This window comes from Streptomyces sp. NPDC051636 (assembly GCF_044453765.1).
Taxonomy (GTDB): domain Bacteria; phylum Actinomycetota; class Actinomycetes; order Streptomycetales; family Streptomycetaceae; genus Streptomyces.
In genome coordinates this window covers 21,771-34,811 of the sequence record NZ_JBITDA010000036.1, presented here as the reverse complement: position 1 = coordinate 34,811, position 13,041 = coordinate 21,771, and the positions used below count along the sequence as shown (strand labels likewise).

The following is a 13,041-nucleotide window of genomic DNA, read 5'->3' as shown; positions in this document are numbered from 1 at the left end:
CCAGTCCGTGACCTCGGGACCGCTGATCCTGCGTACCTCACCGCCGGCCAACGGCACCTTGATATGGGCGGTGACACCATGCCCGGCCATAGTGTGCCGGGGCCGGTCCTCGAACGGAATCTTCCGCACCGTGCTGACCCGGGCCCCCTCGGGCCCACTCCACTCCCGGTAGACCGCCGCCTGGCTCACCTTGCGCAGATCGGCACTCCGGCGCGCGAACTCGTCGGGAGAGTACGACGCCTCCCCGACCTGATTGCCACCGCCCACAATCTCCTGCGCCAGAATCCGCTGATACCACCCACGGTCCACGGGCTTGTCCGGCGGCACGGGCAGCCCCAGACGGGACTGCGGGTCGCTGATCAGGCCCGCCATCGCCAGACGGCGGGCCGACCGCAGACCCATACGGACCACCACCGGCTTGGCCAGCGGCACCTCCGCCGTGCCCACGGCCGGTTTCTGGGCTCCCAGCGCGTACCTGATGCGGTCGCGCAGGCTTGCCTCCAGCCGCAGATCCACATCGAAGCTCACCAGGACCGACGCATCGCGCATCTTGCCGGCCGGCGAGTACGCCGAAGCCGTCGAGGAGTCCGCCCCGGCTCCGTGACCGATCTTCCACTCGCCGGTGACCGGCAGATCGCCGAGGTCTTGCTGCCGGTACCGCAGCCAGCCGCCACCTGCTGCCGGCGTGCCTCCCGCCTCGCTGGAAGCGACGGAGGTGGACGCCGAGGTCTGGGTCAGCCGGGGAGCCCCCGCAGTGTTCCCAGCGGTCGACTGGAAGTCCATCCGGTCACCGACGCCCAGGACCTGCCCACCGGCGAACCGGGCACTGACCTCGATGTCCAGATCCTGACCACCCAGCAGCTCCGAGACGAACTCGTTCGGCAACTGCCCGCCCACCGCGGCCAGCATCGGCAGCGCGGAGACCAGCCACTCGTGGGACAGCCCCTGCTCGCGTACCCGCGCCGACTGCTCTGTGGTGTGGAATTTCGGCGACGCGCCCAGATCCTCCGCCAGCCGCTGCAGCGCCGCCAGCACCGCCGGCGTCCCCTGGAAGTTGTTGACCTGTGCCTCCGGCGGCAGTGGCGTGCCCTGCGCACGCCACTGCGGCGACGGCTGCGCCTGCGCCATGGAACGCCAGCCGGCGGGCGGCTGACCACGTCCCGGGCCCAGACGCGCCAGGGCCCGCAGATCCGACTCCAGCATCCGGATCACGAAGAACCGGTCGTCCGGCTTGCCCTGGCGAGGCTCAAGCGGCACCGTGGCGAACGGAGCACCGTCCACCGGCTCGCCCGGACGGTACAGGTCCAGCCGCGCTGCCACCGGGAAACGCGTCTTCACAGCGAGGGCATCGGCCGGCGCGGCGACCTCCACCTTGAACTTGTGCTCCCAGGCACGCACATGCGACACCGAGTCCGCTGATTCAGCCGTTGACGCGGGCGCTGGAGCCAGCGAACCCTTCTTATCAGCGGTGAAGCTGTAGACCGGCAGGAACGCCACACCGGTCGAGTGGGCGACAGCGGAGCCCTTGGACTTCTGACGGGTGTACGACGTACTGGTGGCGTACCTCATGTGGCGCCGCTCAGAGGGACGGCCGTCCAAGGTACCCGCACCGTCGTCCGTCACGACGAAGCGCACCACATACACGGGTTTGCCGTTGCCGTCATAGAGCACGACCGGGGAGCCGCCGTCCATCGCACTGCCGATCAGCCCCTTGCTGGCCACCGGACCGAGCAATGTCATGAGCCGCTGGTTGTTGTGGTAGCGGTCCATGACCAACTGCTCCGGCAACACCTCCGCAGCCCGCTTCTCATCGTGCAGCTCCCGCAGCCGCGACCGCAGCGCGCCCAGCAACCGCGCGAAACCAGGTGCGTGCTCAATCGATCCGAGCCCCGGCGGACCCGTGACCTCCAGGCTCAGTCCGGCGGCCAGGTCCGAAACAGCCGGTACGGGCGCGAGCGCGGATACCTGGCCCCGCACGACCGCGCCTGTGTCCGTGTCCGCGACCACCTCTGTGACCTGGCCCGCGGCCGAGTCCGTGGCCTGGTCCGTGTCCTCCGCCGTGTCCGGCAGTTCCTCGATCCGGGGCACGCCCGGGGGCAGGGAGGGTGCGGCCGTCGACACGGTGGAGAGGGACAGCTGGGCGTCCAGCTCCCGGCCGAGACCCAGCGCCCGCACCTGCTCCACACTCAGCCAGAGATGACCCCCTCCCGGTATGTGCCTACCGCCAGCCGCGATACCCGGTGTCTTACCGCCGACGGAGACCTCCGCCACCACCAGCACGTCAAGGTCACACTGGACCAGCACCATCCGGTCCTTCAGCGCGGAGACCGACGTGCGCTCCACCGTTCCCGAGAGCGCCAGAGAGGACCCCTTGACCCAACTCCGGTCGCGCCCAATGCTCGGCCCGCCGAGCAGCCACAAATACGCAGCGGCATCACCGGCACCCGCGAGCATCAAGGACGTCGACACTGACACGCCGCCACCGCGGGTGCTCGCCGCCTGATGCCCTCCGGTGAAAACCCTATCCACCGCCGGGCCCGGCGTGACAAGGACGACCGTGGGGTTCACCACGTGGAATCTGGCACCCACGCGGCCATCGAGCCCGTTCCAGCGACGGTCGAACCGCAGGTGGTCCGCCAGCAACACGCCCCTGGTGGCGACCTCGAAACCACCCTCGACCTCGTCCTCGTCGAACGCGTCCTCCACCCGCTTTCGGGGGCCCAGGCCAGGGGTGGCCAACGCGGCGTCGCCCTGGCCCGCAGCGTTCTTGAGCAGCTCGAGCGCCAAGTCCACCGCCACCTCGTCGACCATCAACTTCGGCAGAAGGCAGTCGGTGACCTTGCGCTGCTCCTCCGGTGGTGCCGCCCAGTCCTCGTCATACAGCGAGGTGATCCCCGTAACAGCAGGGACGTCGATCGGCACCGGCTCGCCGACCGGCTCCAGCCGAGCGTGCTGCTCCGGCGTCAGCGTGAGGGAAGCCGGCGCCATGAACATCACCGGTGCGTCCGGCACGGTCAGCGGAGCAACGCCCTTGCCCAAGCGCCGATCAGTGCTCGCGATCGTGGTGACCTCGGCGTCCGGTTCTGCGTCGGTGCCGGCGATCGGGGAAACCGTGGGCGTATGCCGGCCCGGGCGGAGACTGGGGAGCCCCGCACGCATCCAGTTCCGGGTCCGCTTGACGGAGGTGATCTCAACGTCCCACACCAGGTCCCCGGCGAAGGCACTGGTCGAGGAGTCCCCCTGATGCAGAATACCGGTCACGTTGCCGGCGCTCGGCCCGCCCTGCGCCTCGCGGACACTGGAACCACCACCACTCGCGGTTCCGATGACGTAGAACTTGCCGGGAATCGGCTTCGCGCTGAACCGCCCCCGCAGGCCACCACCCTGGCTGCTGCCTACCCCGTCCTGGGCACCGGCCTCCGCCCCGGAGCCATGGAGCAGCGCCCAGCCATTGATGTCACCCCGGTAATCAAGATTCCCGGGTGCCGGCCTTGCCTTGACCCGGATCGTCACCGTCTCCTTGGTGAAGAAATGCTTCTGCCGCAGCGAGACCTTGACACCCGCGGTCAGCAGCTTCCTCTTACGGGTCTGCAGATTCCCCGGCGACAACTTGGTCGTCAATTCCCGGTAGTTCGCCTGCTGCGTGGCCTCGTCAGACAAGGAGGTCCGCCACGTCGGCTTCCTCTTGCCCTCGGCGAAAGACGGCAGGAACCCGGCCAGCCGGGAATCCGATCCGAACAACTCCGTCAGTGAGGACAGCAACGGCGCCGTGTCCAGCCCCACCATCTTGGTCTCCCGAGCCTTCACGTCCCAGGGCGACATCATCCGCTCAACACCAGGGTCCTTCGTGAACATCGGACCCGGCCGTGCGCCCTCCGGCAGCAGCCCCAGCTCGGCAGCCTCCTCCTCCCACAACGAGAACCTGACCGTCACCGTCGTGTGAGACGGCGCCTGACGACTGCTGTCCACCCCGGCCGCCTTCGGGCCAGTGCCCTGCACCTCAACCCGTACCCGAGCCTGGTAGTGCACGTGGTGGCCCTCGATCTCCGTCCCGGTCTGCGTCGAGAACGAGGTGGACACCGAGGTCGCGTTCTTCCACCCGGATTCCACGGCGGGCGTAAGGAACACACGCCCCCGTGGCCCGCCCTTCATGGCCCCGAACCCGGCGCCGGGTCCCAGCGCCACGGACCCGCCGTGCCGCCGTTCCGCCTTCGAGGCACGGCTGTTACCGGCGTCCCAGACGTCGGCCACTGTCACCGGCGCAGGCTTCTCACCTCGTCGGCCGCCCTCGCTCTCCTGCCCGGTCACATCCGCGGCCCGTACTCCGGCGGCACTGCCGGTACGGGGCATCGGAGCCAGAGCGGTGATCGTCGCGCGCTGGCGGTATCCACCGATCGACTGGCCATGAGCGCTGGCCATGGTTTCCGAGGGCACCCAGCCCGCCAGCATCCCGGGCAGCTCCCGGACGAAGTTGGCTTCGGTCACCGCATCGAAAAGCACCGACCGACCCGGTGCCTCAGGGGCGACCAGTGAGGGATGGACCTGTTTCCGGATGGCTTCGAACAGGCCACCGCCTCGATACGGCGGCCCCAGATCGGCACCGAGAGGCGTAAACGACTGGGCATGGGCGATACGGCGCCCCAACTCCTCATCCACGCGCTCGTACTCATACTTACCAGGCGCAGTGGCCCCATCCGGCACAAGCTCGTGCACCGGAACCCGTTGCACGGCGCTACTGTCACCGCTCAAGGTCCGCGAGGCCCGCACGCCGCTTTTGCTCACCCGCAGGGTGATAGCGAGCTTACGGGGGACATCAACAGTCCCCCTGTCGCCGATCACCTGTTTGATCTGCGTGCCGCTCTGTTCACTGCTCGCCGTCAGAACCCGTTGACGCACACCTACGTTGACCGAATATGCGACGCCCGCCAAAATGCCCGGGTTAGGTGTCGGGACGAGCACCTGGCCCGCGTGATTGATCGCAAAGCCGCGCTGCTCGGACGACACTGCAGAAGTCCCCTTGGTTGCCGAACGCGTCACCGACGTCTGCGATGCCGCGCCCTCGGGGTCACCCAGCAGATCAATCCGCGGCCGCCGCTCGTCCGCGTGACGACCGATCGCGACCGTGACGTCGTACCAGCCGTCACCGCCGTTGACCTGGAAGGGACGGCCGTGGCGAAGGAAACTCTCCGGATTCCCCCGCAGCGCCTCCACGATCTCCTCGGGAGAACCCCCAGAGGTCAGGGCACGGATCTGCTCGTCAACCCACTCAATCCCCTTCAGGTCATGCATGGTCGCCGAGCCCGAGGACTTCAGCGTCTCCAGATGCCGAGGCAGCCGCCACCGGCCGGAGCGCCGCACGGCGGACGGCAGCACAGACGGCTGTCCCTCGTCGGCAGCATGCGGTTCCGGCAGCGGCTTCATTTCGGAGGAGTCAGGTTCCGTCACAAAGATCTGCGGAATCTGCGACGTGGAGCCGTTTACAGCTGTATCCGGGATGTCAGCGCTTGCGGTGGTGTGCGTGTCCTGCGAGTCGGCCGTGCCGCCGCCCTTCGGCCCTACGCCGCCCTTCGGCCCTACGCCGGCCATGGACCGCACCGGCTCCCAGCCATCGGAGTCCCTCCCAGGGAGCATGGCGAGAGCCGTAGCGGACTCGGTGTCCGAATCCCCCAAATTGCTTGCCGGATCCGGGTAGGGCATCGCGTCCCCAGGCATGGCGCCCGTGACGGGCATGCTCCCGGCTGGGCCGGCCGACTCTGTCTGCTCAGCCCTTACAGACTGGATGAATTCGGCGAAGGTGATGCCCTGCAAACCGGAAAGTTGCTTGCCCGCCTGCACCAGCGAGTTGACGAAGTCGGCGGTCACCCGGGGGCCAGATGGCGGCGGCGCCGACGGGTCGTCAGCCAGCCACTCCCCCAGCATGCGCAGCGTCACGGGGCCTGTCAGGGGTACGTCCGGGTCTTCCAGCCGCAGGTTCTCCAGGGCGGCCCACCCCTTGAGCTCCGCCTGCAGCTCTTCTCGCCGACTGGGGTCAACGGCGGCCGGGAACTTGAAGTACTGCATCGCGCGGATCCACCGCAGCACCCGCGTGGTCCGCTGATCGGCCTGAGGACTCAAACCCACACGGTCCGCCAGTTCGGCCAGCTCTGTCTCGCTCGGAGCAGGACCGAAAACGTCGATGTCGTATGTAGAACCGTCCGGGTCATCTTCGAGGAAGAAGCCGACTTCTGGGCGGCTTTTGAGGTCTTCGGGTCCCCAAGACGCCTTTGTGGTCTGGATTCGCCTCTTGGCGGTCGGCTCCGCCAGCGCGTCGGTGAACTGCTGGGCCCCGGAGGGTGTTACCAGGGCATCGTCCCCGAATTCCCAAGCGGCGTGGCAGCTCAAGAGGGTGACCGAGGCTTCGGTGAACTTGTTGAAGCTGGGTCGGCGCTTGACGTAGCGGGCGTACTCCGGATAGCTCACACGGACAGAGCTACCGTCGGTCAAGCTCAGGTGGACGGTGCCTTCTTTGTCTCCGTGTGCTGAGATCAGGTAGTTGTCACCAACGTCGTTCATCGGCAGCGGAATATCCCTCGGCTCACGGCCGCGCCCTTTCTTGTCCCATTGCACGTAGCGCGTCCGGCCGAAGCGACGTTCGAAGCTGCCGTGGAATTTGCTCTGACGGTCCCTGTCCGAGAAGTTGGCCCGCCCGACCGACTGGTTGTCTTCCAGCAGGGTGTAGGTGCGCACCATGCTGTCCGGGATCTTCCGGCCGTTCGTCGCGCGTATGACGGCAACGGACGGGTTCCAAGCGCGCAGCACATACCCCCGCTTGCTGACGATCCACCGCGGGATGAGTGAATAGCGATGGGTGTGGTAATGATCCAGCGCGGTAATCGAGTGGTCACCGGCTACGTGGCCAAGTCCCAGAACTGGCCGTTCCAGCTCCCTGTCAGTGGCCCAGACGTCCACGTCGGTCCCGTCGATGGCGCTGGCCCGGTCGGCGATGAGCCGGGGAAGCTCCAGATGCCCGGCTCCGGCCTCGCCCACCAGGAGCACGATGGGCATGCCTTTCTCCCGACTGGGCGCGTGCGCCATCAGCTCGGCCAGCTCCTCCTTGCCCGCCGGGTACGTGGACCCGTCGTGCATCGGTATCAGGATGTACTCAGGGCTGCCGTTGCCGATCACCGCCCACACCGGACCCGGACCCCACGGAGCATCGCTGACTCTCCTGTGGTGCGTGGCCGTCCCGTAGGTAATGACCTTGTCCGCCTTGAGGCTTTTGATCGGGCGGCGGCTCCAGTTGACTCCTTGGACGCCGTGTGCGGCGGCGTGGAGCGCCACGGGGTCCGACAGCACACCCAGGCGATGCTGGAGGTGGTAGGCCATGAGTGCCGGCACGCTGCCCGCGCGTCCTGCGGCCGCGGCCTCGGCGACCATGTCGAGCAGTTCCCAGCGTTGGGAGGGGGTCACCCGCTGCCCGGGGGAGAGATGGAGCACCCGGTGAGCGAGCTTGTCCAGGTCGAACGGTTGCTGCCGCAGGTCACGATCGCTGGAGCGGGCGGCGTCAAGGACGGTGACCGCCCTCGCCAGCCGCCGACGCGGATTGGTGGTCCTTACCCCGAGCACCGTGGCGAGGGTGGTTGTCGCCGTGTCCGCGAGCTGCTCGTACCACGGGACCTTGGGCTGTGGTTGGAAAGCTGCGGTGAGGACCGCCTCGGGGTCCACGGGGCCGCTGGTCGTGCGCGACGGCTCGTGCTCACCGCTCCCCGGTGACTCGGTGGGCGGCACGGGTTGGGAGGCGGCGGGACGTGCGGCTTCCGCACTGTGGACTCCCAGCGTGAACCCGTTCCTCAGGTTTTCCGGGAGACCGGTCCAGGAGTCGACCGCTTGGCCGGGCGTGTCCGGGCTCCGCCGGACGAATGCCGTCTGGGTGGATGCCTTGGGGCCTTGGGAGGATCGGCCGGTCGGTTCCCAACTGTTCACCAGGAGGTCGCCGACCCGACTGCCTGTGGTGCTCGCGACCTCGACGGAGGGTACCGGCGGGTGATTCCACTCGCTGCCGGCAGTTCCCCCCTGGTTGCCGGAGCCGCTGTACGCGGCCCGGCCCTGCCGAACAGGCAGCAAGCGCGACTCCTCGGCGGGGCGAGCATGCGGCTCGGGGAGGGCGTCCGTCGCCGCACCGACTGCGAAGGCGGGCGCAGGCATGGGGTGAGAGGGAGCGGAGACGAAGTCGTGGGGCTGCGGCACATATGTGCCCTCGGCTTGGTCCCAAAGGGCTCGGAACCCTTCGTAGAGCTCGTTCTCCTCCCGGGCGGACGCGACCGGGTTGGACGCCCGGGAATGAAGGGCGGCCGGATCGTCGCCATACAACCGCTGCAGGAGTGGCAGCAGTGTCGGCTCGTGCTGCCGCACCCATTCCACTCCCCCGTTGTTCCGCGGGTTACCGGTACGCGGGTCCGTCCCGGCGTTCGTGCCCAGGTAGACGTTGGTGAGCTGGGCGAAGAACTCGTAGTGGTTCGACGACGAGTAGTTGGTTGTGGGATCCCCCTGCGTATCGGTGCCGTACAACGGGCCGTCCGGCCACACTCCGGCATCCCCCTGGGCCAGCTTCGCCTCGTACGCCTCCCGGATGAGTCTTCGCTCTGCGGGACTCAGCGCATGGTCATGGATCGCGTGCGCAAACTCATGGGTGGTCGAGGAGTATCCGTCCGGATGTGCCGGGCGCGCCCCGGGAATGCTGTTGACCTCGCCCAGCAGATTCTCCTCGGCCGCCGCCACTCGGCCTTTTTCCATCAGGCCGCGCAGACGATCCAGATTGTCGTGCCCTGCCAGGTGCCGGAACGGGTCCAGCGACGTCAACGCCTGGCTCCGGGGCACGACGATGACGCGCGAGCCACCCTTCAGTAGCTTCACCGCCACGTCGGGATCCCGCAGCATGCGTGCGATCTGCCCCTGCACCTCCTGACGCGCCGACCAAGGCTGCTCCACCCCGTCCGGAATCTGTACCATGAGCTGAGCCGCCGTGGCAGCGAACTCCGAGGCGGGCAGAGCGCCTCGCAACGTATCCACCAACGCCCGGTTGGTCGCCAGCCGTTCACGTTCGGCAGGTGTCAGCAGCGACAGCTGCCACGCCCGGTCAGCCGACGACATCCCTGGCAGCCGCCGCGCCAGCTCCGGAATCTTTTCGGACGACTCCCCTCGGGCGGCATTCACATCGTTGCGCAGTTGCTCCAGCCCCCGGTTGAGCCACCTGAGGTCGAACGGTGCGGCGCCGAGCTCCTGCCACCTCGCCTGCAGTGCCGCACGTGCTTGGCCATGACCGGCCAGGCCCTCCACCACGTCGAAGAGCCGGGCAGTCAGCGTCGGTGCGGCACCGGGCGGGGCCGCGCGCCGGTACGCCTCTCCGCGCAAAGTCTCGATCTCATCGACCGACAGGTGGTTCCTCAAGAGGGGATCGGCCGTGCCACAGAGCAGGTCGTACAGGTCCTCCTCACGCTGCCTGGGGTCTGTATGCAGTGCCATCTCGTAGGCGATGTCGGCCAGCGAGAGGACGTCCGAAGGCACCGTGAAGCCATCAATGACGGTGGTCTCGGCATAGGAGGCGGCAGCGGTAGCGACGGTGATCTCCACACCTTGGATCACACCCGTCAGGGTGCTGCCGTCCGCCGAAATGCTCAGCGCATTGGATGGCGCTCCCGGGAGCCGCTGGGCAACAGCCTGGTTGATACTGTCAACGGTCGGCCCCCGCTCACTCGCCAGCTGGAAATCCACCGTATGGAGGGCAACGGGGCTCTGGAACTGCACCTTGCGCCGGGCGGCGCCCGACAGGACGACAGTATGGCCGAGGCTCCGCATGACTTCGCTGAACTGCTGGCCGACATCCAGCTTCGTCTGGTCGGGCGAGGGCAGAACGGACGGCGCCGCGACATGTCCCCCATACGGCGACGACTCAGTTTCAGTGGGTGGATTGCCCGCGGGTGGGTGGGCGCCGGTCGAGCCCTCGCCATCTCCCTCCCCATGAGGCTCCGGATACACCCTGGCATACGACCTGCCCTGGTCGTCCGTCGCCTGCTCAGCACTCCGGGAGTCGGGCTCGCCAGCCGCGCCCCCGACGGAAGCCGGCACCTGGCCCGGTACGAGCGGAACGGAGTCGGTTATGTCCTGGAGGTTCTGAAGAGGGTCCGCAGGTACGTCCGGAGCGGCCGGTGCGTCCGGGACCAAGTCGGCGCCGGCCTCGTGGGAAGTCACCGCGCGCGAAGTGATGCCGGGCTTCTGGCCGTTGTGGGGAGCGGGCGGCGGGAGCGGTGCGCTGGAGGGTTGCTGTGCCGACCGACTGTCGGCCGGCACGTCCGCAGACAGCGTTGGCAGCGGTGCCGGGTGCTGGGGGCTCTCCGCGGTTTCCGGGACTTCCAGGGTTTCCGGGGTTTCCTGGGTCTCGTTTTTCTCGCCTTGGTTGGCATGCGGCGTCGAAGCCGAGGTGGTGTCCGTGGCGTCCGGCTGCCGAGCCGCTGTGGAATCCGCCTGCCGGTCGGCTGGCTCGGTCTGCGTCGTACCCTGCACGCCGGTGCCCTGCGCCGACGGCTGACCCGCGACCGGCTCGGGTCCCCGGGACGAGGGCTGACCGGCCGGAAGGGAGGGGCCATCGAGGACCAGCTGTGCCACGACCGAGCCCACGGTCCCGGAGACGTCGGTGAGATCGGAGCTCTCGGTTGCCGGACGGAATTCGTCCTGATCCACCGTCTGCTGGTGCGGGACCGGCTGCCCGGGTACGTGGACGCCGTCGGCGGACGGGGCAGGGGCCACGGCCTGGTCGGCCTGCCTGGCACCTGGCTGGACCGTGGTCCCGTCGCCCTCCCCCGTGATGGGATGGGTCAGCGTCTGGTCCGCGGTCTCGTTCTCGGCTGCCCATTCTGTATCCGGGTGCGCGGCGGTCTCGTCCGGGTAGGGAGACGTGGACTCGCTTGTGGAGGGCGCGGTAGCACTCGGAACCGGTCGGCCTGTCGGTGCAGCCCGATCCGCAGTCGATGAGCTGTCCGGCAGCCGGTGAACGGACTCCTCGCCGGCATCGTCGATGATCGACTGATGGGGGGACAACCTCGATTCGTCGGTGCCCGAATCCTGCTGAACCGCAGGTCTGATACCTGTGGTGGAGCTGCCGAGGTGGGAAGAGGCCGGGGCCTGCGTGGATGTCCCTCCCGCGGTGACGGGGTCGTCCGGCAGGCCGCTGTCATGCGTGAGGGGAAGGCCGTCAGTGCGGACGGGTGCGGGGGATTCAGATACCGGCGGGGTGAGTGAGGAGTGGACGGCGTCGGCCAGCGGATGGACGGCGGCAGGCCCCTCTTCGGTGTCGGTGGTCTCAGGGCCAGTGAATTCCGAAACGGAAGCCGTGACGGCTCCCGTCCCCGGACCGAGGCCCGGGGCTGGGCTCTGGGACAGGCCGACGCCAGGAGTCGGTGTGGCCGAACCGTCCAGGCCGTCGCTTCCCACAGTCGGTGCGAGGTCGTCGTAGAGGTCGAAACTCTCTTTCTCCAGGAGCGGTGTGCGTACACCGTCGTCACCGAGATCCGGGATGTCCGATACAAATGAGATGCCGCTGGGAACGCTGAAGTCCGTGACGACCGACCCGAGATCGGTGTAGTCGGACACGTCACTGAGATCATCGACCGGTCCCACATCGCTGAGACTGGAGACATCACTGAAGTCATCGACCGGTCCCGGATCACTGAGGATCGAGACATCGCTGACGAACGATGCGGTGTCGCTCTCGGGAAAGAGGTCCGGTGCGGCACCGTGACCGGATGCGAACTCCGCTGCGGGAGCGATGCCTTCGCTGTCACTGATGTCGTACGGCGGCTGGGCCACCAGGTCAGGCGGGGACTCGGGCGCAGGAGCGGGCACGGGCTCCGGCGCACGAGCCGGGAGCGGCGTGGAGGGCGGTGGGGTCTCGTGCACAGGCAGCGGCGGCGGCGTGGTCGTGGAGACCTGATGGGGCAGGGGCGCCGGCGGGGTGACGTTGTTGTTGAAACCAACGCCCTGCCCAGGATCGGGGTTCGTGGTGACCGGGGGAGGCGGGCTGTCGTGCCGGGCACCTCCCCCACTGCCGCCGCCAAGAGGACCGGTGTTGTGGACGAGGAGGTTGGTGCCGCCGAAAATGTGTATGTTCAGGAATTTACCGAAGCCGCCGGCTACGTCTTCAAAACTGTGGGTTATCGCACCGCTGATTCCAGCCTGATAGAGGTTCTTGGGATCAAACTTCCACTTGCCATCAAGCATGCCACCGACGAGGAATTCCGCGCCACCTTCAGCAAAGCCTTCATTAAAACCTGAGTTAAGAACGCCGAACGCATGCTTGTACCCCTCCGGCCGGTCCTTGAAGAAATTGCGAGCACCCTTCCAGACCAGGTCGCCAGCACTATGACCCAAGAATCCGGCGACAAGCCCGATGAACGCAGCTCTCCCCGCATCCTTCCAATCGAAAGGAATATGCCGCGCATCGGGATCCGACGCAGAGGCTTTCGACAACAGTTGTGCGGCCACCGAGGTGAGGAATTCCTCGATCATTTCGATGACCGCGGAGAGGGGAGTGCCCCCGGCGTGAGCCAACCGCTCCATGATGAGAATCATGGCCAGGGCAGTGCGGGCTTCTTCCAACGCGATCTCTGATGCCAGGAACCCGCCGGTGAAAGCGGACATGGACAGGATGACAGCGATAATCGTCATCATCGTCGTGTACTCGATGATGGCTTCGACCTTGGCCTCGAGCAAGGAAAGAGCCTTCTTGATCTGCCCTCGTCCCTTTGCACGGGCTTGTGCGGCCAACTCGCTGGCGGAGTCAGCGATCTGTTGGACTGTGCTGATGAACTGATTGCCGATCTCCGGCGGGAGTGCGGCGCCGACTACAGCTACCGCCCCGTTCATCAACTCTTGGAAATGGTTGAGGAGGTTCGCCAGTCCATCTTCGGCGCCCTTACTGGCGAAGCCTTTGTCCTCGTTACCGTCACTAATATCGGTACCTACCATCACCTCCATGAACTCGCGCATGCCATCCGGAATGTGGAGCAC

1 protein-coding gene (cut by a window edge) is annotated in these 13,041 nt (G+C 67.4%); it reads right to left on the bottom strand.

Features of this window, described 5'->3' with window-relative positions; all coding sequences use genetic code 11:
- Positions 1-13,041, bottom strand: the 5' portion of a protein-coding gene (locus ACIBBH_RS37715) for a lonely Cys domain-containing protein (RefSeq protein WP_399412691.1). 14,490 nt of this gene lie to the left of the window's left edge; only the first 13,041 of its 27,531 coding nucleotides appear in the window; the start codon lies at positions 13,039-13,041; the stop codon falls past the left edge of the window.